Genomic DNA, 21,129 nt, shown 5'->3' with positions numbered 1-21,129 from the left:
GGGCTGGGTCAGGCCCGGTCCCGCCCCAGTCCCGCGACGAACCCGGCCCACGCGCTCCGCGCGAACGCGAGCCGAGGGCCACCGCGCTCCTTGGAGTCCCGTACGTGTACGGCGAGTGAGTCGCAGGCGATCTCGACGCACTCGCCTCCTTCGTCACCGCTGTAACTGCTCTTGGACCAGCGGAGCTGCGCGGACTGTTCGGCGTTCATAGGTCTCCCAGCATCTTCTCGAGCAGGCGCGAGGACTCGCGCGGGGTGAGTGCCTGCCCTCGGATGCTGCCATGTTTCGCGGCCAGGACGCGCACCTCTTCCGGGTCAGTGACGACACGGCTGAAGTGCTGGACCTCCAGATAGGCGACCTGCGGTCTGCCCTTCGGGGTGAGCAGGGTGAACGGGCCACCCATGCCTGCGTGATCCTCGCTCGCGGTCGGCATGACCTGAAGCTCGATGTGCCGCAACCGACCGATGCGGAGGAGCTGTTCCAACTGACCACGTTGTACGGCCGGGCCGCCGAACGGCTGGCGCAGAATGCTCTCCTGGACGACAGCGCTCACGGTCGGCGTCGGCCATCGGGTCATCAGGTCCTGCCGGGCCATCCTCGCGACCACACGTTCCTCGATGGTTTCCTCGTCGAAGAAGGGCTGTCGACTGGTGAACACGGCACGCGCGTACTCCTGGGTCTGGAACAGACCCGGCACCGCCTGGTTGGCGAAGTAGCGGAGCTCGACCGCCTCCGCCTCCAGGCGCGCGTAGTCCCGGAACCATTCCGGATGCCGCACCCTGCGCCGGGTCTTCGCCCGTTCCACGTCCTCCGCCGCCGACGCCAGCAGGCCGCCGCATTCCAGCAACCGGTCGACCGCGACCAGCAGTTCGGGCTGAGGCGTCCGACGGGCCCGCTCGACCGACGAGATCGTCTCCTCGCCGTACCCGATCCGTTCGCCCAGCTCCTTCTGGCTCAGTCCGGCCCGCTCCCGGGCGACCTTGATCTGCCGACCCAGAGTCCGGAACAGGTCCGCGACCTCGTCCGTACCCTCCGCTTCGCCGCCCGTGGGAGCCCCCGTGCCCGACTGCGCTGCCATGCCGTACCACCACCCTGTTCTTCCTGCGGAGAGCGAACCGGTGAAAGCCCGGCCAGGTCACGGCCGTACGCCCGTACACCACACCGTCCGCACCGGGACAGTCACCCTGCGTACCGTCCGGAGTGCTTCTCACGGTAGGACGCCTCGGTCACCCTCGGTGATGTGAACCAGGAAACCGTCACCGCCCCCGGTGAACCGATCGCCGGCACGGCCCACTTCCGCACCGTGTTCCCCACCACCGCGCACGGTGCGCACACCGCGCGCCACGCTGCCGAGTGCTGGCTGGCCGCGCAGCACGGTGGAGCGGACGCCGCCGGCGACGACAGCGCGGCCACGGCCTCCCTCCTCATCGCCGAACTGACCGCGAACGCGGCCCTGCACGGCCGGGTGCGGGGCAGGGACGCACGTCTCGCCCTCACCCTGACCCCGGCTGCGCTGCGGATCGAGGTCACCGACGCGCGGGGCGAGCGTCGGCCCGTTCCGGCCCCGGCCGCCGATGCCGACGGCGAGTCCGGACGGGGCCTGCTCCTCGTCACCTCGCTCGCCGACGCGTGGGGCTGCGAGCCGTACCCGCCGGGCGGCAAGACGGTGTGGGCGGAGGTCATCGCGCCGCGGACCCACCGTCCCGGCCCGCGCGGGCGCGGTGGCTGATGTCGTGCTTCACGTGCGGGTTTCCCTCCCCAGTCGAACTCCGCCGCCTTTATGCGGTCGAGAAGTCGCCGGCGCAGGCGAGGGGGGAGGTCACCCGGGGGCGACAGAGGGCGCGGCGGGTCTCATATTCCGTCGCCTGCCGGACCGTTGGCGCCTAGCCTGGGGGGATGGGCCATGCGAAGACCTCCTACGTCTGCCTGCCCTGCCGGGCCTCGTACAAGCAGGGCTACGACAGGGACAGGCCGCACCGGGTCTGCCCCCGGTGCGCGGAGCCGCTGATTCACGTGGGGTCGGCGTTCGCGGCGCCGTCGCGGCGGGACACCGAGGCGTGGAGGGTGCTGTCCGTCCTGCTGCACGCGGGGGTCCGCTTCCACAAGAGCTGCTGCGGCGGGCCCGGGTACCGCCCGCGCACGCTGCGGGAGGTGCGCGAGCGGGCGGCGTACGCCCGCCGTACCGGCGAGCCCCTCGCCAGGGCGCTCGTGCGCCACGAGGTGCCGTGACGGAGGATCCGGGCCCCCAGAAGGTCAGCCCTTGACCGCCGCCGCGAACATCCCCACCTCGTACGAGCCGCCCTTCTTGTGGGTGATCACCGCGAGGCGGTTGGCCGCGTTGATCAGGGCGACCAGGCAGACCAGCGCGGCCGTCTGGTCGTCGTCGTAGTGCTTGCGGACCAGGGCCCAGGTCTCGTCGGAGACGCCGGGGGAGGCGTCGGCGGTGCGGGTGCCCTCCTCGGCGAGGGCCAGTGCCGCCTGCTCGGCCTCGGTGAACACGGTGGACTCGCGCCAGGCGGCCACCAGGTGGAGCCGGACCGCGCTCTCACCGGCCGCCGCGGCCTCCTTGACGTGCATGTCGATGCAGTGGCCGCAGCCGTTGATCTGGCTGGCGCGCAGCGACACCAGCTCCTGGGTGGACTTCGGCAGCGGCGAGTCGTGGATCACCAGGCCGGCGCCCGCGAAACGCTTGGCGAACCTGGCGGCGAGCTCGTTCTCGAACAGGTCGAATCGGGATTCCATCGCTTCGTCCTCACTCGTGTCGGTGCGTGGGGTCGACCATGAGATGCCGCCGGCCCGCCGCCTGTGACGGACGGGAAATGTGACGTGGGCCACCGCTCGCGGGTGTCACAGGGCCGCCCCGGCCGGCGTCCTGTGCACGGGAAACGTGGCGGACGACCAGTCGGGAGCAGCCGGTGAAGAGCGAGGACACGGAGCACGCGGGGCAGACGGAGCCCGCGGAGCGCACGGTGCACACGGACCCCGCGACGGAGGCGTTCGTCGCCCACCGGAATCTGCTGTTCACCGTCGCCTACGAGATGCTCGGCTCGGCCGCCGACGCGGAGGACGTCCTGCAGGAGACCTGGCTGCGCTGGGCGGGCGTCGACCTCGCCGCGGTGCGGGACCGGCGGGCCTACCTGGTACGGATCACCACCCGGCAGGCGCTCGGCCGGCTGCGTACGCTCGGCCGCCGCAAGGAGTCCTACGTCGGCTCCTGGCTCCCCGAGCCGCTGCTGACGACGCCCGACGTGGCCGAGGACGTCGAACTGGCCGACAGCGTCTCGATGGCGATGCTGCTGGTGCTGGAGACGCTCGCACCCACCGAGCGGGCGGTGTTCGTGCTGCGCGAGGTGTTCGACGTCGGGTACGACGAGATCGCCGAGGCCGTGGACAAGAACCCGGCCGCGGTCCGCCAGATCGCCCACCGGGCGCGGGCGCACGTCGCGGCGCGGCGGCCGCGCGGGGCGGTCTCGGCCGCCGAGACCCGGGACGCCCTCGACGCCTTCCGCCGTGCGGTCGAGACGGGCGACCTGCAGGGCCTGCTCGACGTCCTCGCGCCCGATTGCGTCCTCCTGGGCGACGGGGGCGGCATCAAGCAGGCCGTCCTCAGGCCCGTCGTGGGCGCCGACAAGGTGGCCCGCCTGCTGCGGGGCGGCCTGGGCAGGCTCACCGCCGAGGTGTCGCTGCGGCCGGCGGAGGTCAACGGCCGTCCCGCGCTGATCGTCCGGCTCGACGGCGCGCTCGACACCGTCCTCGCGGTGCGGATCGACGACGGCCTGATTACCGGCCTCTACGCCGTCCGCAACCCGGAGAAACTGTCCTACATGGACGACGAGACCGCGCTGCGCCGCTGAGCGGAGGAATCTCAGCCGCCGAGCCAGGCCAGGGCGGCCACGGTCAGTGCGGAGACGCCGGTGTCCAGCGTCGGCTGGACGACGGGGGCGAAGCCGGCGCTGTGGTTGACGGGGATGTCCTCGGAGACCGTGCCGTTCCTGGCCGCTTCGGCGTAGCGCCCGGGATCGATGCCGCCGATCGCCCAGTAGGTGAACGGCACGCCGAACGCCCGCGGGATCTCGCTCATGTCCTCGCTGGCGGTCTGCCGTTCGACGGTGTGGGCGTCGTCGCCGAAGTAGGAGGCGAAGGCGTCCGCGACGCGCCGGGTCGGCTCCTCGTCGTTGACGGTGGGCGGGAAGGAGGCGATCCGCTCGATCTCGGGGGGCACGGGGGAGCGGGACGCCTCGCACTCGGCCCTGACGATCCGCTCGATCGCGTCCAGGACCTGCCCGCGCGTGGCGTCGTCGTAGGTGCGGACGTTGAGTTCGATGACCGCCCGGTCCGGGATGACGTTGGGGCCGCTGCCCGCGTGGATGCTGCCCACCGTCAGCACGGCCGGAGTGGTGGCCGCGAGCTCCCGGGAGACGACGGTCTGCAGCCGTACGACGATCATGGCGGCCGCGACCACGGGATCGACCGCGGCCTGCGGCATGGAGCCGTGCGCCCCGCGTCCGTGGACGGTGACCCGCAGGCTGTCCGCGGCGGACAGGAAGGAGCCCGGACGGGTGCCGACGTAGCCGGCGGGATACGGCAGGACGTGCTGGGCGAGCACCACGTCGGGCCGCGGCGACTTGGCGGTGAGACCGTCGTCGATCATGGCCTCGGCGCCGTTGCCCTGCTCCTCCGAGGGCTGGAAGAGCGCCACGAACGTACCCCGCCAGGCGTCACGCCGTCCGGCCAGCAGCCGTGCGCAGCCGATCAGACAGGCCACGTGCACATCGTGTCCGCAGGCGTGCATCACCGGCTGCTCGTCGCCGTCCTCACCGGTCACCGTCGCGGTGGAGGCGTACGGCAGACCGGTCCGTTCCCGCACCGGGAGGGCGTCCATGTCGGCCCGGGCCATCACCACCGGGCCGTCCCCGTTGGCGAGCACCCCGATCACTCCGGTGCCGCCGACGCCCTCGATGACGTCGTAGCCGAGGTCGCGCAGGGCGTCCGCGGCCTTCTTCGCCGTGCGGTGCTCCCGCAGACCGAGTTCCGGATGCCGGTGCAGGTCCCGGTAGAGGTCCTCCACGTCGGCGCGGACGTCGTCCAGGCCGGACAGTACGGTGTGGGCGGGATGCGCCATCGAGACTCCTCACGGGAGGGTTCCGGAACCCCGGAACGGGCGGCCGGCGTGCGGCTTCCGGTCCCATCCTCGGCCACCGGACGAGCACGGAGCGGGCCGGTCCGCCGTACGGGTGAACCGGCCGGGACGGTTCATGCGCCGGCTTCGCCCGAGTCCCTGCGCCCGCGGGTCTCGGGCGGCTCGGGCGCGTTGAGGCCGTAGCGGACGCCGAGCGCGCGGATCAGGAAGCAGGCCGCCGCCGCTCCCAGCGCGGCCGGCAGTCCGTACACGCCCGTCTCGACCGTGAGGACGGTCAGCGCGGAGCCCACCAGCGCGGGGATGGCGTACAGGCCGGTGCGGAGCACCGTCGGGATCCGGCCGACGAGCGTGTCACGGATCGTGCCGCCGCCCACCGCGGTGATCACGCCGAGCAGGATCGAGGGCGCGACGCCGAGCCCGGCGTCCAGCGCCTTGCTCGCGCCGATGACCGCGAAGGTGCTCAGCCCGACCGCGTCGAGCACGTCGATGGCCCGCTCGAGCCTCCGCAGATGCCTGCTGAGCGCGAAGGCGATCAGGCCGCCCAGGGTGGCGAGCGTGTAGTACCGCCAGTCCAGCAGAGTGGCGGGCGGCAGCGAGTCGATCAGGACGTCCCGGATGAAGCCGCCGCCCATCGCGGTGATCAGTCCGAGGACGACCACGCCCACCACGTCCAGCCGCGCGGCACGCACCGCCGTCAGCGCCCCGTTCAGCCCGAAGGCGAACGTGCCGGTCAGATCGAGGGCGAACAGCGCCGTGGGCTGGGAACTCATACCAGCCTGCATACCCCGCGGCGTCGGCCCGGCACCGGGCGTCACCTCGCGCCCGGTGTCCGGTTGTCGCCCGTACGTGGTAAATGCCTGGACCGGCGGGATCGTTCGGCGGAAGACTTCCGGGAACCGACCTCCGGGAGTGTGATGGCGACCACGGGTGGACAAGCTCCGACGCCGGGCAGGAGCGCGGTCGTCCTCGCGCTGCGCCTCTACGGCCGGGAGATCTCACGACTACGACGGCTGGCCCTGCCCGCGCTGCTGCTGCCGGCCGTGGGCAACATCGGCATCCGCTACGTCGCGCCGCTGCTGGTCGCGAAACTGGCGGGGCAGGCGGCCGGCGAGGAGGGGCTCACCCTCGCCTCCGCGCTGCCGTACGTGCTGGGCTTCGGCGCGGCGCTGCTGCTCGCCGAGGGCGTGTGGCGGATCGGGCAGCACTGCCTGAACCGGGTGGGCGCCCTCGGCATGGAGCACCTCTACGTGCTCGGCATGGACGAACTCCTCGCCAAGGACGCCGCCTTCTTCCACGACAACTTCGCCGGCTCCCTCACCAAAAGGGTGCTGAGCTTCGGCCGGCGCTTCGAGGACTTCGTCGACACGCTGACGTACCGGATCGTGGGCAGCGTCGTGCCCCTGGTGTTCGGCGCCGTCGTGCTCTGGCACTACGAACCGCTGCTGGTCGCGGGCCTCCTCCTGATGATCGCACTGACCGTGGCGGGCGCCGCGCCCCTCATCCGACGCCGCCAGGCACTCGTCCACGACCGTGAGGCGGCGATCGCCCGGGTCTCCGGCCACGTCGCCGACAGCCTCGCCAACATGGAGACCATCCGGGCGTTCGCGGCCGAGCGCCGGGAGGCCGGCGAACACCGCAGCCGGGTCGCGGAGTCCCGGCGCCTGACGCTGAGGTCGTGGGACTACGGCAACCTGCGCGTCGACACCCTGGTCGCCCCCATGTCCGTGCTGACCAACGTGCTGGGCCTGCTGGTAGCCGTCGCCTTCGGCGGCCCGGGCCAGGGAGTGGAGGAGATCGTCGTCGCGTTCACCTACTACTCCAACGCGACCCAGATCATGTTCGAGTTCAACCAGATCTACCGGCGTCTGGAGAGCTCGATGACCGAGGCCGCGCAGTTCACGGAGCTGCTGCTGGACCCGCCCACCGTGCTCGACCCCGCGGAACCCGAACCGCTCGCACCGCGGCACACCGGCATCCGGTTCGAGGCGGTGACCTTCGCGCACGGCGGCGCGAAGCCCCTCTTCGAGGGCCTCGACCTGGACGTGCCCGCCGGCGCCCGGATCGGCCTGGTCGGCAGGTCCGGCGGCGGCAAGACCACGCTCACCCGGCTGCTGCTGCGGATGTCGGACATCGATGGCGGACGCGTCCTGATCGGCGGTCAGGACATCAGCCGGCTGCGCCAGGCCGACCTGCGCTCACTGATCGCCTACGTCCCCCAGGAACCCGCGATGTTCCACCGCAGCCTGCGGGACAACATCGCCTTCGCCCGGCCCGGCGCCACCGACGCGGAGATCCACGCGGCGGCCGCGGCGGCCCACGTCACGGAGTTCGCCGAGCAGCTCCCCGAGGGCTTCGCCACCCTGGTGGGGGAGAGGGGAGTGAAACTCTCGGGCGGTCAGCGCCAACGGGTCGCCCTCGCCAGGGCCGTCCTGCGCGACGCCCCGGTCCTGCTGCTCGACGAGGCGACCAGCGCCCTGGACTCCGAGAGCGAGAGCCTCGTCCAGGACGCCCTCTGGCGGCTGATGGACGGACGTACGGCCCTCGTCGTCGCCCACCGCCTCAGCACCGTCGCCGGAATGGACCGGCTGATCGTCCTCGACCGGGGACGCGTCGTCGAGCAGGGCAGCCACGGAGAACTGCTCACCGCGGACGGCGCCTACGCCAGACTGTGGCGCCACCAGTCGGGCGGCTTCCTCGGCGGGGACGACGACCCGGCGCCCGGCGCCGAACCACCGGCGACCGGCACCAGCGGCCTTCCGCAGCCGGCCGGACCGGAACCCGGCCGGGACGCGCGGCCGTCGCCGCGGGCCCGCACCAGCCCCGAACCCGCGTAGCCGCTCGCCGTCCCCCCCGCTGCGACGGGGAGCGGCATGGCGGCGCGGTGTCCGCCCTGTGTTAGGGTCACGCTTTTGCGTGGTCGTCGCGGTGGGCGACGTCGCCCGTGCGGTTCCGCTGCCGCGCGGGCCGTACAGTCCCGCCGGGCCTTCCTCGGTACGTGCTCCTACGGAAGGCTGCCCATGAATCATCCCGACGGCTCCGCCTCCTTCTCCGGTCTGCGACTGCCGGCGGAGGTGCTGCGGACACTGAGCGCGCTCGGGGTGCGCGAACCCTTCCCGATCCAGGCCGCCACCCTGCCCGACTCCCTGGAGGGACGCGACGTCCTGGGACGCGGGCGCACCGGATCGGGCAAGACGCTCGCCTTCGGACTGCCGCTGCTGAGCCGGACGGCCGGCCGGCGCGCCGCACCCAAGCAGCCCCTCGCCCTGGTCCTCGTGCCCACCCGGGAGCTGGCCCAGCAGGTCACCCAGGACCTCGCGCCGTACGCCGAGGCGCTTCGGCTGCGGATGACCACGGTCGTCGGCGGCCTGTCGATCGGCCGGCAGACCGCCGCGCTGCGCCAGGGAGCCGAGGTGGTCGTCGCCACCCCCGGACGTCTGCACGACCTGATCGAGCGCAACGCCTGCCGCCTGGGCAGCGTGCGGATCACCGTGCTGGACGAGGCCGACCAGATGTGCGACATGGGATTCCTGCCGCAGGTGACCGACGCCCTCGACCAGGTGCACCCCGACGGCCAGCGGATGCTGTTCTCCGCCACCCTGGACCGTGACGTCGACAAGCTGGTCGGCCGCTACCTCCACGACCCCGTCGTCCACTCGGTCGACCCGCCCGCCGGCGCGGTCACCACGATGGAGCACCACGTACTGGTCGTCCACGGCCCCGACCGCTACGCCGTCGTCACGGAGATCGCCGCCCGCGACGGCCGCGTCCTGCTGTTCCTCGACACCAAGCACGCCGTCGACCAGCTCACCCGGCACCTGCGGGCCAGCGGGGTGCCCGCGGGAGCCCTGCACGGCGGCAAGTCCCAGCCGCAGCGCACCCGGACCCTGGCGCAGTTCAAGGACGGCGGGATCACCGTTCTGGTGGCGACCGGCGTCGCGGCTCGCGGCCTGCACATCGACGACCTCGATCTCGTGGTCAACGTCGACCCGCCCGCCGACCCCAAGGACTACGTGCACCGGGCGGGCCGCACCGCCCGCGCCGGCGCGTCCGGCAGCGTGGTCACGCTCGTGACGGCGGGCGCGCGCCGCGAGACGAGCCGGATGATGGCCGAGGCCGGCGTCGAGGCGGCCGTCACCAAGTTGCGCTCGGGCGAGGCGGAGCTGAGCCGGATCACCGGCGCCAGGACCCCCTCCGGGACCCCGCTCGACGGCGGGCCCGCCGCCCCCCGGCCGAAGAACACCAACGCTCCCTTCCGCGGTCTCGGCACCAGCAAGGGCGCCTCCCGCGGCACCGGCGGCAAGTCCCGGAAGGCCGGGGAGGCCCGCAAGCTCGCGGAGGCCCGCAAGGCCGCGCTCGTGCGCCGCAACGGCTGAGCCGCGTCGCCCCGGAGCGGGATGACGGGACGTGCGCCGCGCACCGTGCCCGGCATGACAAGCTGTGAACGCCCACCCCCGAACCCAGGAGGTCACCATGACCGCAGAGCCCGCAGCCACCGAAGGTTCGGAGCCGGCGGAGGCCCCCGAGGCGTCCCCCGTCGCGCCGGACGCCGACGGCAACTACGACCTCAAGCGCAAGTTCCGCGAAGCCCTGGCGCGCAAGCGCGGCGCGCAGTCCGACGCCGCCGACGCGGCCGCCAACTCCCGTACGTCCAAGGTGCGTGCGACGCACGGCCCGGCGTCGAGCCAGCGGTCGTTCAGGCGCAAGAGCGGCGGCTGAGCCGACCGGCCGGGCCGCTCCACCGGCGGTCCGGCCCGCTGCGGACGCGGGGCCTCCGCGAACGCGGCACATCGACGACCGGCGGCACTTCGTCCCGGGGGCCGCTCGCCGGGGACCGAGTTCCTGCGTCCCCTCATCCGGGACCGGCCCGTCGCCGGCACCACGGCGGCGTTCGCCACCTTCCCCTCTTGTCGTCCCCGCCCGGGGACCGTGCTGCCCGGCCGGGCCCGGCGGACGCCCTTCCTTATGCCGCACTGCTCTTCTCCGTCGCTCCCGGCGTCCGCCGCGCGCCCGGTGAGACGCCGGAGTGCACGCGGGCCCCGGACAGGCGCTCCGCGCCCACGGAAGCCGTGCACCCGTTCGGGGGTTTCCCGTCCGTGCCGGACGCCGGCGGGCGGACCGCGGCGGAGCGGCTCCCCGGGCGCGCGCTCCCCCGACCGGCCTCCACCGGACGCCGGCGGGGCCCCGCGGACGCCCGGCGGCGCGCGCATCCCTCGGTGGCGGCCTCCGGATACGTCAACGAGGATGTTTACCAGCCTTGCTCCGGGTCACGCGCCTCGTGGGAAACGAGGTACCGGTCCGGAGTGTCCGCACGCCGCGTCCGCGCGGCGTGCGGAGCGCCGAGGCGGCGGCCGCGCCGCACACGCCGGACGCCGGCGCCCTCACCACGTCCCGATACCGCTGCTGACGCACCACGGAAGGCAGAGTCATGACGGAGACCCGACCCGCCACCACGACCGACTCCGGCGCACCGGTGGAGAGTGACGAGCACTCTCTCACCGTGGGACCCGACGGGCCGATCCTGCTGCAGGACGCCTATCTGATCGAGCAGATGGCGCAGTTCAACCGGGAGCGGATCCCCGAGCGCCAGCCGCATGCCAAGGGCAGCGGCGCGTTCGGCCACTTCGAGGTGACCGACGACGTCAGCCCGTACACCAAGGCGGCCCTGTTCCAGCCCGGCACCCGCACCGACCTGGTCACCCGCTTCTCGACCGTCGCCGGGGAACGCGGCAGCCCGGACACCTGGCGCGACCCGCGCGGCTTCGCGGTGAAGTTCTACACCAGCGAAGGCAACTACGACATGGTCGGGAACAACACCCCGGTGTTCTTCGTGAAGGACCCGATGAAGTTCCAGCACTTCATCCGGTCCCAGAAGCGCCGCGCCGACAACAACCTGCGCGACCACGACATGCAGTGGGACTTCTGGACCCTCTCCCCGGAGTCCGCCCACCAGGTCACCTGGCTGATGGGGGACCGCGGCATCCCGCGGACCTGGCGCCACATGAACGGCTACACCTCGCACACCTACATGTGGATCAACGCCGCCGGCGAGCGGTTCTGGGTGAAGTACCACTTCAAGACCGACCAGGGCATCGAGTACTTCACCCAGCACGAGGCCGACCAGATGGCCGCGGCCGACACAGATTACCACACCCGTGACCTCTTCGAGCACATCCGGGACGGCGACTACCCCAGCTGGACGCTGTACGTGCAGGTGATGCCGTACGAGGACGCGGCGTCCTACCGCTTCAACCCGTTCGACCTGACCAAGGTGTGGCCGCACGGCGACTATCCGCTCATCCGGGTCGGCCGCATGACGCTCGACCGCAACCCCACGGACAACCACGCCCAGATCGAGCAGGCCGCCTTCCAGCCGAACAACTTCGTCCCCGGCATCGGACCGAGCCCCGACCGCATGCTGCTGGCCCGGCTGTTCTCCTACGCCGACGCCCACCGCCACCGCATCGGCGGCAACTACCAGCAGCTGCCCGTGAACGCGCCCGTCGTCGACGTCCACACGTACTCCAAGGACGGGGCGATGGCGTACCGGTACACCACCGACCCGGTGTACGCCCCCAACTCCAAGGGCGGCCCCGCGGCCGACACCGAGCGCCACGGATCCCCGCCCAGCTGGACGGCCGACGGCGAGATCACCCGCGCCGCCTACGTCTCCCACCCCGAGGACGACGACTGGGGTCAGCCCGGCACGATGGTCCGTGAGGTGATGGACGACGCCGCCCGCGACCGCCTGGTCGACAATGTCGTCGGGCACCTCCTCAACGGAGTGAGCGAACCCGTGCTGGAACGGGCCTTCGCGTACTGGTCCAACATCGACGAGACCATCGGCAAGCGCATCGCCGCCGGTGTCCGGGCCAAGGCCGACGAGAAGGACCCCAAGGCCGCCGAACAGGGCAACCCGGCACGTCGCTCCATGCAGCACAAGGCCTGACGCGCCCGGCCGGCTCCGCGCGGACGTGCCGCGCGGAGCCGGCCGGTGCGTGTTCGTCTCAGGGTCACGACCCGCCTCGCCCGGCCAGCCGTACGGCCGCCCACGTGCCGCCGAGCGCGGTGCCGGCGAGGACGGCGGCCGAGAGCGCCGGGTGGTGGGACAGCCACAGCTGGGGAGCGCGGGCGCCGGACCGGTCGTCGAAGGCGCCGTGCGCGCCGTGGTCCGTGTCGTCGTCCACCGGTTCCCAGAGGTTGTGGCGGCGCCGCGGGTCGTCGGGCCGGTCGGTCTGCTGGGAGTCGTACCCGGTGCGGGCGAGGTAGCGGTCGAGGAGGCCCGGAGCGATCTTGTTGGCCACGATGGTGGCGGCGGTGCTGGCGCCGACGTAGAACTGCTTGCGTCCGGGGTGGTCCGCCGCGTACAGGACGCCGCGCGCGGCCACCTCCGGCTGGTAGATCGGCGGCACCGGCTGGGGCTTCCTGGGCAGGCGGGACAGGACCCAGGAGAACTGGGGGGTGTTCACGGCCGGCATCTGGGCGATCGTGATGCGCACGTTGCTGCCGTTGTGCATGAGTTCGGTGCGCACCGACGAGGTGAAGCCGTTGATGGCGTGCTTCGCACCGCAGTAGACGGACTGGAGCGGTACGGAGCGCGAACCGAGGGCGGAGCCGACCTGCACGATGGTGCCGCGGTCCCGCGGCAGCATGCGGGCGAGGGCGGCCCGTGTCCCGTTGACGAAGCCCAGATAGGTCACGTCGGTGACGCGCGCGTACTCCTCGGCCGTGATGTCGGTGAACGGCGCGAAGACGGAGGCGAAGGCGACGTTGATCCACACGTCGATCGCTCCGAACGTCCGCACGGCGGTGTCGGCCGCGGCCTCGACCTGCCGGTGGTCGGACACGTCGACGGGCAGCGCGAGCGCGTGACCACCGGCCTTTTCGACCTCGTCGGCGGTGGCGGCCAGTCCGGCCCGGCCGCGGGCGAGGAGGACGACGTCGGCGCCGCGGGCGGCGTAGGCGCGGGCGGTGGCACGGCCGATGCCCGCGCTGGCGCCGGTGATGACCACGGTTTCGGACATGGGTCCCTCTCAGGGTTCGGGTGCGGTGGGGAGCCTGACGGAGGTCTCGAGCATCAGGGCGTGGACGAAGGCCTGGGGCACGTTGCCGCGCAACTGCCGTTGGGCGACGTCGTACTCCTCGGTGTAGAGGCCCGGTGGGCCGCAGGCGGCACGGTTGCGTTCGAACCAGCGCAGTGCTTCCTCCCGGTTGCCCTGCTGGTGCTCCGCCAGGGCCATCAGATAGCCGCACAGCAGGAAGGCGCCCTCGGCCTCGGCCAGGGGGCGTGCGTCGTGGCGGAAGCGGTAGGCGTAGTGGTCGTCGGTCAGCTCCCGGGCGTAGGCACGCAGGGTCCGCACCGTGCGCGGATCGTCGGCCGCCAGGGCACCTCGCAGGGGCGGCAGGAGCAGGGCGGCGTCCAGCCCGGGGTCGGCGGGGGAGCGCTGCCAGCGGCCGCTGGGGTGGGTGCTCGTCGCCGCCGTCTCGGCGACGAGGGAGTCGGCGAGCGCGGTCCAGGTCCGGGCGCGCCCGGCCGGGGCGTCCTTGGCGAGGGAGCGCAGCCCGGCCGCGCAGCTGAGCCGGCTGTGGGTCCACTCCCGGTCGTCGAGTTCCCAGATTCCGGCGTCGGGCTCGTGCCTCCGCCGGGCGATGGCGTCGGCCGCGATCCCGGCGGCCCGCCACCCGTCGGCGTCCAGCCGGCCGTGCCGGTGGGCGGCGGCGAACAGCAGCAGGGCCTCACCGAACACGTCGAGCTGGAACTGCCGGTTGACCCGGTTGCCGACCCGGTCGTAGCCGCCCGGGTAGCCGCTCAGCCCGAGGGTCCGCTGGTCGGGGACCCGGCCACCGGTGACGGTGTAGGCGGGGGCCGTGCGCGGGCCGTGCTCGTGGAGTCGCGCCGCGACGAACCGCACCGCGTCGTCCAGCAGGGGATGCGGGCCCGCGGCGGCCACGGCCTGGCCGGCGTAGCACTGGTCCCGGATCCACACGTACCGGTAGTCGTAGTTGCGGCCGGCCTCGCTGCGTTCGGGCAGACTCGTGGTGGCGGCGCCCACCATGCCGCCCGTCGAACCGGTGAGTCCGCGCAGCACGGTGTAGGCGTGCCGGGCGTCCCCCGGGGCGAGACCGGCGTCCAGGGCGGGGGTCTCCCGGCGCCAGGCGGCCTCCGTGGCACTCCAGGCACGGGGGGCGTCCGGCTTCTCGGGCAGCGGTTCCTCACTCAGCTCGAGGACCAGGTCCCTGCGGTCCCCGGGCTCCAGGTGCAGGTCCATGGCGAGACCGGTGGAGTGCCGCGGGTGACGCGAGGGGCGTGCCGCGGCCGCTCCGCTCCAGCGCCACCGCAGTGCCCCGCCGTGCCCGCTCCAGGTGCCGTCCTCGTCGCGCCGGGTGCGGTGGGAGGGGTGGGCGCCGAAGTCCGCGTGGGGCTCCAGGCGGACGGTGAGGTCGGCAGGTCCCTCGACGGCGACGATCCGGCGCAGCAGCACGGCCCGGCGCGGGTCGCCGGGGAAGGCCAGTGCCTCCCGGCACTCCACGATGCCGCTCCCGGTGGTCCAGCGGCTGCGCCAGATCAGTGTGCCGTCCTCGTAGAAGCCGCCCCACACGAACCGGCCCCGGGGGCTGACCGTGTAGTGGCCCGCACCCCCGATGAGGGAGGAGAAGACGGCGCCGGAATGCCAGCGGGGCGCACAGAGCCAGGCGATGTCGCCGCGCGGGCCGAGGAGGGCGCCGCGCTCACCGTCGGCGATCAGCGCGTACTCCCGCAGGACATGCGGAGGGGGTGGGTCGTACTGCGGTGCGTGCGGTGGGGTCACATGGTTTCCGTTCCTGTCGGGCCGGGCGGAGGCGTCAGCGCCGGTGAGGTGCGGCGGCCTCCGTCCGGAAGGCGAGACCCAGACCCGGTCTCCCGGAGATCCCGGGCCCGATCGCCCCGCCCGCCGGGTCCAGTACGCCCTCGAACAGGAGGTGTTCGACGCGTACGTGGTCGTGGAACCACTCCAGGTGGCGCAGGTTGGGGACGGCGGCGGCGACGTGTGCGTGGACATGCGGCGCGCAGTGTCCCGAGATCTCCAGCCCGGCCGCTTCGGCGAGGGCCGCGGCCCGCAGCCATCCGGTGACGCCGCCGCACCGGGTGGCGTCGGCCTGCAGGCAGTCCACGGCGCCCGCGGCGAGCATCCGGTGGAAGTAGGGCAGTGCGTAGCCGTACTCCCCGGCCGCGACGTCGGCGGTGACCGAGTCCCGGATCCGCGCCAGTCCCTCCAGGTCGTCGGAGGAGACGGGCTCCTCGAACCAGGTCACGCCCCGATCGGTGAGGAACGGGTCGAGGCGGACCGCCTGTTTGCGGGTGTAGGCCCCGTTGGCGTCGACGTACAGCTCCGTGCGGTCCCCGATGCTCCGGCGGGCGCGCTCGACCCGTTCCCGGTCGCGGTGCTCGGCCCGCCCCCAGGACTCGCCTATCTTGATCTTGACCCGTGGGATGCCCTGCCCTTCCACCCAGCCGCGCAGCTGCCGGTCGAGGCGCGCGTCGTCGTACGGGGTGAAACCGCCGCTGCCGTAGACGGGGACGTCCTCGCGGCTCGCCCCGAGCAGCCGCACCAGGGGGATTCCGAGCAGACGGGCCTTGAGGTCCCACAGGGCGATGTCGACCGCCGAGATCGCTCCGGCGACCAGACCGGGGCGGCCGGCGTTCCGCACCGCCCTGTTCATCGCCTCGTGGGCCGCCGGCACGTCCCACGCGCTGCGATCGGCGACCACGCCCGCCAGCAGCTCCTCGACGACCCGGGCGGTCGCCGGGGCGCCGTAGGTGTAGCCGATGCCGGTGATCGCGCCGGAACGGACCCTTACGAGCACCAGGGTGGTCGAGTCCCAGGCCAGGGTGCCGTCGCCTTCGGGCGCGTCGGTGGGGACGGTGTACGCGGCCGCCTCGACGGCGTCCACGGCCGGCCCCTCTCCGGCCCCGGCGAGCGCGGACCCGGAGGGCGGGGCGCCCGCCCGCGTCATCGCTTCCCCTGCGCGCCGGGACCGTTCCCCTCCTGACGGCGTCCGGGGAGGAACTCCTGCACCTTGGCCTTGATGCCCTGCCTGACCATGCCGCCGCGGTCGCTGTCCCCCTTGACGATCGCGGACACGACGGCCTCGGCCTGCTCCCGGGTGGCGTGCGGCGGAATGGGGGGCACGGCGGGGTCGGTGCGGAAGTCGATCACGAAGGGCCGGTCGGCGGCGAGCGCCTCACGCCACGCCGCCTCGACGAGGTCGGGCTTCTCCACCCGTACGCCGCCGAGTCCGACGGAGCGGGCGAAGTCGGCGTAGGGGACGTCCGGGATCGCCTGGGAGGGCAGGAACTGGGGTGCGCCGGACATGGCGCGCATCTCCCAGGTGACCTGGTTGAGGTCCTGGTTGTTCAGCACGGCGACGACCAGCCGGGGATCCTGCCATTCCCGCCAGTACTTGGCGGCGGTGACCAGTTCGGCCATGCCGTTCATCTGCATGGCGCCGTCCCCGACGAGCGCCAGGGCGGGGCGGCCGGGGTGGGCGAACTTGGCGCCGATGACGTACGGGACGCCCGGGCCCATCGTGGCGAGCGTGCCGGACAGGGAGCCGCGCATCGTGCCGCGGAGCCGCAGGTGGCGGGCGTACCAGTTGGCGGCGGAGCCGGAGTCGGCGGCCAGGATGACGTCGTCGGGCAGCAGCGCGTCGAGGGTGTGCACCACGTACTCGGGGTTGACGGGGTCCGCCTCGACGGCGGCCCGGCGCTCCATGACGTCCCACCAGCGGGCGGTGTCCTTCTCGATCTTCTTGCGCCAGGAGCCGTGCTTCTTCCGTCGCAGCAGCGGCAGCAGGTTCTCGAGCGTCCGCCGCGCGTCCCCCACGAGGTTGACCTCGAAGGGGTAGCGCATGCCGATGTTGTGCGGGTCGATGTCGATCTGCACGGCGCGGGCCTGGTCGAACTCTGGCAGGAACTGCGTGTAGGGAAAGCTCGAACCGATGACGAGCAGGGTGTCGCAGTCCATCATCAGCTCGTAGGACGGGCGGGTGCCCAGCAGTCCGATCGACCCGGTGACGTACGGCAGGTCGTCGGGCAGCACGTCCTTGCCGAGCAGCGCCTTGGCGACCCCCGCGCCCAGCAGGTCCGCCACCGCCTCGACCTCGGCCCGGGCGCCGCGTGCGCCCTGTCCGACCAGGACGGCGACCTTCTCACCCGCGTTCAGCACCTCGGCGGCGCGGGCCAGGTCCTCGTCCGCCGGCACGGGGGCGTACCGGGCCGTGCCGAGGCTGGAGGGCACCATCTTGAAGGCGTGGGCGGGCGGCGAGTAGTCGAGTTCCTGGACGTCCGCGGGGATGATGACGGCGGTCACCGTACGCCTGCCGTAGGCGGTCCGCACGGCGCGGTCGATGACGTTGGGCAGCTGCTCGGGGACGGTCACCATCTCGCAGAAGTCGGAGGCCACGTCCTTGTAGAGGCTCAGCAGGTCGACCTCCTGCTGGTAGGAGCCGCCCATGGCGCTGCGGTTGGTCTGCCCCACGATCGCCACCACCGGGACGCGGTCCAGTTTCGCGTCGTACAGGCCGTTCAGCAGATGGATGGCGCCGGGCCCGGAGGTGGCCGCGCAGACGCCCACCTTGCCGGAGAACTTGGCGTACCCGACGGCTTCGAACGCGGCCATCTCCTCGTGCCGGGCCTGGACGAACTTCGGCCGGTTCTCGGCGCGCCCCCAGGCGGCGAGCAGACCGTTGATGCCGTCGCCCGCGTAGGAGAAGACGTGGTCCACCTCCCACTCGCGCAGCCGCTGCAGTACGTAGTCGGACACCTTCATCGACACGGGATCTCCTCTCGTCTCTCCTCTGCCGGGCCCGTCACGCCCGGATCCGCCGGCGCAGCAGGGCGTACGCGGTCCCGGACGCCGCGGCGGCGACGGTGATCACGGCGGCGGTGAGCAGGCGCGCGTCGCGCCGGACCACCGCGGGGCGGGCGGTGCTCTTCTCCGGGTGGTCGGCCGGCAGGGGGCCGTCCAGGGCGAGCGCCAGCGCCTCGGCGAGGTGCATGGCGCGGCGGCCGGTGGCGCCCTGCTCGATCTGGGTGCGGCAGCTGAAGCCGTCCGCCAGGACCATCGCGCTCGGGGCGGCGCCCCGTACCGCCGGCAGGACGCCCCGTTCCCCGACGGTCATGGACAGCTCGTAGTGGCCGCGGGTGAAGCCGAAGTCGCCGGCGAGTCCGCAGCAGCCCTCGTCCAGGACGTCCGCGTCGATGCCGGCGCGGCGCATCAGCTCCCGGTCGGCGTCGTTCTTCGTCACCGCGTGCTGGTGGCAGTGCGTCTGGACCACGGCGGACCGTGCGAGCCGCGGCGGCCGCCAGCCGTCGGGGGCGCTGTCGAGCAGCAGTTCGGCGAACGTGCGGAACTGCGCGGACAGCCGCCGGACATCCTGGTCGTGCGGCATCAGCTCGGGGGCGTCGCCGCGGAAGACGGCGGTGCACGAGGGTTCCAGACCCACCACGGGCGTCCCCGCCTCGATCCAGGGGCGCAGGACGTCAAGGGTGCGGCGCAGGACCTTCTTGGCGGTGGCCAGCTGCCCGGTCGAGATCCAGGTGAGTCCGCAGCAGACGGCCCGGGCGGGCACCGTGACCCGGAACCCGGCGTCCTCCAGCACGCGCACGGCGGCCTTCGCGATCGCGGGGTGGAAGTACGTGGAGAACGTGTCGGGCCACAGCACGACGGTCCGCGGGTCGGCGGGGTCGGGCTCGGAGGGGCCACGCGCGGCCCACCACTGGAGGAAGGACTCCTCGGCGAAGGCGGGCGCCGCGCGTTCGCCGGCCACCCCCGCCAGGAACCGGCCGGCTCGCGCGACGCCCGGTGCGCCGAGCGCGGCGTTCACCAGACGGGGCGCCGCCCGGGAGAGGCGGGCCCAGAGCGGGAGCCAGCCCATGGAGTAGTGGGCCGCGGGGCGCGGGCGCCGTGCGTAGTGGTGGGAGAGGAACTCCGCCTTGTACGTGGCCATGTCCACGCCGACGGGGCAGTCGGACTTGCAGCCCTTGCAGGACAGACAGAGGTCGAGGGCGTCCTTGACCTCGGTGGAGCGCCATCCGTCGGTGACGGCGGAGTCGGCGTGCCCGCCGAGCATCTCGAACAGCAGACGGGACCGGCCGCGGGTGGAGTGCTCCTCCTCACCGGTCGCCCGGTAGGAGGGGCACATGACGCCGCCCTCGTGGCTGCGGCAGTTGCCGATGCCGACGCAGCGCATGACCGCCCGGGTGAAGGAGTGGTCGTCCTCCGGATAGCCGAACTCGGTCCGGTCGACGCGGGGCCGCCACAGCGGTCCCAGGCGCAGGTTCTCGTCGGTGCGGTGAGGGGCGACGACCTTTCCCGGGTTCATCCGGTTGTCCGGGTCGAACAGCCCCTTCACTTCGCCGAACGCGGTGACCAGCGACTCCCCGAACATCCGGGTCAGCAGCTCACCGCGGGCCTGGCCGTCTCCGTGCTCGCCCGAAAGGGAGCCGCCGTAGGAGGTGACCAGGTCGGCGGCGCGCTGCAGGAACGCGCGGAACGCGGCCACGCCGTCGGCCGTCTTCAGTTCGAACGGGATGCGGGTGTGCACACAGCCCTGGCCGAAGTGGCCGTAGAGCGAGGCGGCGTCGTAGCCGAACTCGGAGAACAGCGCGCGCAGGTCGCGCAGGTAGTCTCCGAGCCGGTCCGGGGGGACGGCCGAGTCCTCCCATCCCTCCCAGGTCTCCCTGCCGTCCGGCGGCCGCGCGGTGACGCCCAGCCCGGCCTCCCTGGCCCGCAGCATCTTCTGTTCGCGCCGCGGATCGTCGGAGAACGCCACGTCCGGGTCGTCCCCGCTCTTGCCGAGGGCGTCGAGGAGCGCGCGTACCTGGGAGTCGGCGGCTTCCCGGCTGTCGCCGCTGAACTGCACCAGGAGCCAGCTCTCGCCCTCGGGGAACTGCTCCAGGGAGTCGAGGTGGGAGTCCTCCTGCCGCATGAGCTGGGCCATCCGTCCGTCGATGGCCTCCAGCAGTTCGGGGTTCCCGTGCTCCAGCAGGCGCGGCACGTCGTCCGCGGCGGCGCAGATGTCCGGGTACCCGAGCACGATCATGGCCTCGTACGGCGGCACCGGCACCAGGTCGAGTTCGGCGCGGAGCACCGTCACCAGCGTGCCCTCGCTTCCGACGAGGGCACGCGCCAGGTCGAAGCCCTTCTCGGGCAGGAGCGAGTCCAGGTTGTAGCCGGACACCCGCCGGGGGATGTCGGGGTAGCGCAGCCGGATCTCGCCCAGGCGGCGGTCGACGATGTCCCGCAGCCCCCGGTACAGCTCGGCCCGCCGGCCTCCCGCCGCGACGATCCGCTCGAACTCACCGGCCGGAGTGGGACCGGTCCAGCAGCGCGTCCCGTCGTAGGTCACGACCTCCAGGCGCCGCACATTGTCCACGGTCTTGCCGTACGCCTGGGCGGAGGCGCCGCAGGAGTTGTTGCCGATCATGCCGCCCAGGGAGCAGTGGCTGTGGGTGGAGGGCTTGGGACCGAACTTCAGTCCGTGGGCGGAAAGCCGCCGGTTGAGCTCGTCCAGCACGATCCCCGGCTCCACCACACACGTACGCCGTTCCGTGTCGAGGGAGACCAGTCGGTCGCAGTACTTCGTCCAGTCGATGACGACGGCGGCGTTGGTGCACTGGCCCGCGAGGCTGGTCGCCGCGCCCCGCGACAGCACCGGGGCGCCGAACCGCGCGCACACCGCGACCGCTTCGGCGCCGGCCTCCACGTCGTGCGGCACGACCACGCCGATCGGCACCTGCCGGTAGTTCGAACCGTCGGTGGAGTAGGCGCCCCGGCTGCCGGCGTCGAAGCGGACCTCGCCCCGCACCCGGTCGCGCAGTGCCTCCTCCAGTCCGGCCACGTCCACCGACACCGGTTCGCCTTCCACCGATCCGCCTCCCTTTCCCGCGTTCCACCGGGCCGCCGGAGGTCCTGTACCGGACCTTCGTGACGAAAGTGAGCGTCGAGCCC

The 21,129-nt window shown here is 72.9% G+C and carries 17 protein-coding genes; 7 read left to right on the top strand and 10 right to left on the bottom strand.

All coding sequences use genetic code 11. From position 1 onward, the window contains the following. Window positions 1-8: 8 nt before the first annotated feature. Window positions 9-209, bottom strand: coding sequence for a DUF397 domain-containing protein (locus CNQ36_RS03555; protein ID WP_121544899.1), 201 nt, complete (start codon window positions 207-209; stop codon window positions 9-11). Beyond that, entirely contained in the window at window positions 206-1,078 is an 873-nt protein-coding gene (locus CNQ36_RS03550; protein WP_121544898.1) for a helix-turn-helix domain-containing protein, read from the bottom strand. The genes CNQ36_RS03555 and CNQ36_RS03550 overlap by 4 nt, the downstream gene beginning before the upstream one ends. Window positions 1,079-1,240: 162 nt before the next feature. On the opposite strand from CNQ36_RS03550, the gene CNQ36_RS03545 reads away from it, so the two are divergent. Both CNQ36_RS03545 and CNQ36_RS03540 read left to right on the top strand, forming a co-directional pair. After that, complete coding sequence (locus CNQ36_RS03545) at window positions 1,241-1,729, top strand: ATP-binding protein (protein ID WP_121544897.1); 489 nt, start codon at window positions 1,241-1,243, stop codon at window positions 1,727-1,729. A 167-nt stretch (window positions 1,730-1,896) separates the two neighbouring features. Continuing rightward, window positions 1,897-2,229, top strand: a complete 333-nt coding sequence (locus CNQ36_RS03540) for a hypothetical protein (RefSeq protein WP_004935235.1) — start codon at window positions 1,897-1,899, stop codon at window positions 2,227-2,229. Between the two features lie 24 nt (window positions 2,230-2,253). On the opposite strand, the gene CNQ36_RS03535 is transcribed toward CNQ36_RS03540, so the two are convergent. After that, window positions 2,254-2,742, bottom strand: coding sequence for a carboxymuconolactone decarboxylase family protein (locus tag CNQ36_RS03535; protein WP_121544896.1), 489 nt, complete (start codon window positions 2,740-2,742; stop codon window positions 2,254-2,256). 227 nt (window positions 2,743-2,969) lie between these two features. Here CNQ36_RS03535 and CNQ36_RS03530 point away from each other — a divergent pair, with 227 nt between their 5' ends. Next, window positions 2,970-3,854, top strand: a complete 885-nt coding sequence (locus tag CNQ36_RS03530) for an RNA polymerase sigma-70 factor (RefSeq protein WP_206278553.1) — start codon at window positions 2,970-2,972, stop codon at window positions 3,852-3,854. Window positions 3,855-3,865: 11 nt separating this feature from the next. Here the strand turns inward: CNQ36_RS03530 and CNQ36_RS03525 are convergent, their stop codons facing one another. After that, window positions 3,866-5,122: an amidohydrolase gene (locus CNQ36_RS03525; RefSeq protein WP_121544894.1), complete on the bottom strand. Its 1,257-nt coding sequence runs from the start codon at window positions 5,120-5,122 to the stop codon at window positions 3,866-3,868. Window positions 5,123-5,253: 131 nt separating this feature from the next. Beyond that, on the bottom strand, window positions 5,254-5,910 hold the full coding sequence (locus tag CNQ36_RS03520) for a trimeric intracellular cation channel family protein (protein WP_121544893.1): 657 nt from the start codon (window positions 5,908-5,910) through the stop codon (window positions 5,254-5,256). 144 nt (window positions 5,911-6,054) lie between these two features. Between CNQ36_RS03520 and CNQ36_RS03515 the strand changes: the two genes are divergently transcribed. The 4 genes from CNQ36_RS03515 to CNQ36_RS03500 all read left to right on the top strand — a co-directional run bounded on the left by CNQ36_RS03515 (window position 6,055) and on the right by CNQ36_RS03500 (window position 12,086). Continuing rightward, window positions 6,055-7,974, top strand: a complete 1,920-nt coding sequence (locus CNQ36_RS03515) for an ABC transporter ATP-binding protein (protein WP_121544892.1) — start codon at window positions 6,055-6,057, stop codon at window positions 7,972-7,974. Window positions 7,975-8,157: 183 nt separating this feature from the next. After that, complete coding sequence (locus tag CNQ36_RS03510) at window positions 8,158-9,513, top strand: DEAD/DEAH box helicase (protein ID WP_121544891.1); 1,356 nt, start codon at window positions 8,158-8,160, stop codon at window positions 9,511-9,513. 97 nt (window positions 9,514-9,610) lie between these two features. Further along, complete coding sequence (locus CNQ36_RS03505; protein ID WP_121544890.1) at window positions 9,611-9,856, top strand: DUF5302 domain-containing protein; 246 nt, start codon at window positions 9,611-9,613, stop codon at window positions 9,854-9,856. A gap of 709 nt (window positions 9,857-10,565) precedes the next feature. Continuing rightward, on the top strand, window positions 10,566-12,086 hold the full coding sequence (locus tag CNQ36_RS03500; protein WP_121544889.1) for a catalase: 1,521 nt from the start codon (window positions 10,566-10,568) through the stop codon (window positions 12,084-12,086). A gap of 64 nt (window positions 12,087-12,150) precedes the next feature. On the opposite strand, the gene CNQ36_RS03495 is transcribed toward CNQ36_RS03500, so the two are convergent. The 5 genes from CNQ36_RS03495 to CNQ36_RS03475 are packed head-to-tail and all read right to left on the bottom strand — an operon-like array spanning window position 12,151 to window position 21,046. Then, on the bottom strand, window positions 12,151-13,161 hold the full coding sequence (locus CNQ36_RS03495) for an SDR family oxidoreductase (protein WP_121544888.1): 1,011 nt from the start codon (window positions 13,159-13,161) through the stop codon (window positions 12,151-12,153). Window positions 13,162-13,170: 9 nt separating this feature from the next. Further along, window positions 13,171-14,946: a glycoside hydrolase family 15 protein gene (locus CNQ36_RS03490; RefSeq protein WP_121544887.1), complete on the bottom strand. Its 1,776-nt coding sequence runs from the start codon at window positions 14,944-14,946 to the stop codon at window positions 13,171-13,173. Window positions 14,947-14,980: 34 nt separating this feature from the next. Beyond that, window positions 14,981-16,132, bottom strand: a complete 1,152-nt coding sequence (locus CNQ36_RS03485; protein WP_121544886.1) for an enolase C-terminal domain-like protein — start codon at window positions 16,130-16,132, stop codon at window positions 14,981-14,983. Further along, complete coding sequence (locus CNQ36_RS03480; protein ID WP_121548348.1) at window positions 16,129-17,946, bottom strand: thiamine pyrophosphate-requiring protein; 1,818 nt, start codon at window positions 17,944-17,946, stop codon at window positions 16,129-16,131. The genes CNQ36_RS03485 and CNQ36_RS03480 overlap by 4 nt, the downstream gene beginning before the upstream one ends. A gap of 40 nt (window positions 17,947-17,986) precedes the next feature. Beyond that, window positions 17,987-21,046: an FAD-binding and (Fe-S)-binding domain-containing protein gene (locus CNQ36_RS03475; RefSeq protein ID WP_228312908.1), complete on the bottom strand. Its 3,060-nt coding sequence runs from the start codon at window positions 21,044-21,046 to the stop codon at window positions 17,987-17,989. Window positions 21,047-21,129 lie beyond the last annotated feature (83 nt).

Source organism: Streptomyces fungicidicus, assembly GCF_003665435.1.
In the GTDB taxonomy this organism is placed as follows: domain Bacteria; phylum Actinomycetota; class Actinomycetes; order Streptomycetales; family Streptomycetaceae; genus Streptomyces; species Streptomyces fungicidicus.
This window is presented reverse-complemented; position numbering and strand designations above follow the sequence as displayed.

Bases quoted from the DNA above. Each gene is read 5' to 3' on its own strand.
- CNQ36_RS03555 (WP_121544899.1), bottom strand. From the start codon at position 209: ATGAACGCCGAACAGTCCGCGCAGCTCCGCTGGTCCAAGAGCAGTTAC.
- CNQ36_RS03550 (WP_121544898.1), bottom strand. From the start codon at position 1,078: ATGGCAGCGCAGTCGGGCACGGGGGCTCCCACGGGCGGCGAAGCGGAG.
- CNQ36_RS03540 (WP_004935235.1), top strand. From the start codon at position 1,897: ATGGGCCATGCGAAGACCTCCTACGTCTGCCTGCCCTGCCGGGCCTCG.
- CNQ36_RS03535 (WP_121544896.1), bottom strand. From the start codon at position 2,742: ATGGAATCCCGATTCGACCTGTTCGAGAACGAGCTCGCCGCCAGGTTC.
- CNQ36_RS03525 (WP_121544894.1), bottom strand. From the start codon at position 5,122: ATGGCGCATCCCGCCCACACCGTACTGTCCGGCCTGGACGACGTCCGC.
- CNQ36_RS03520 (WP_121544893.1), bottom strand. From the start codon at position 5,910: ATGAGTTCCCAGCCCACGGCGCTGTTCGCCCTCGATCTGACCGGCACG.
- CNQ36_RS03515 (WP_121544892.1), top strand. From the start codon at position 6,055: ATGGCGACCACGGGTGGACAAGCTCCGACGCCGGGCAGGAGCGCGGTC.
- CNQ36_RS03510 (WP_121544891.1), top strand. From the start codon at position 8,158: ATGAATCATCCCGACGGCTCCGCCTCCTTCTCCGGTCTGCGACTGCCG.
- CNQ36_RS03505 (WP_121544890.1), top strand. From the start codon at position 9,611: ATGACCGCAGAGCCCGCAGCCACCGAAGGTTCGGAGCCGGCGGAGGCC.
- CNQ36_RS03500 (WP_121544889.1), top strand. From the start codon at position 10,566: ATGACGGAGACCCGACCCGCCACCACGACCGACTCCGGCGCACCGGTG.
- CNQ36_RS03495 (WP_121544888.1), bottom strand. From the start codon at position 13,161: ATGTCCGAAACCGTGGTCATCACCGGCGCCAGCGCGGGCATCGGCCGT.
- CNQ36_RS03485 (WP_121544886.1), bottom strand. From the start codon at position 16,132: ATGACGCGGGCGGGCGCCCCGCCCTCCGGGTCCGCGCTCGCCGGGGCC.
- CNQ36_RS03480 (WP_121548348.1), bottom strand. From the start codon at position 17,946: ATGAAGGTGTCCGACTACGTACTGCAGCGGCTGCGCGAGTGGGAGGTG.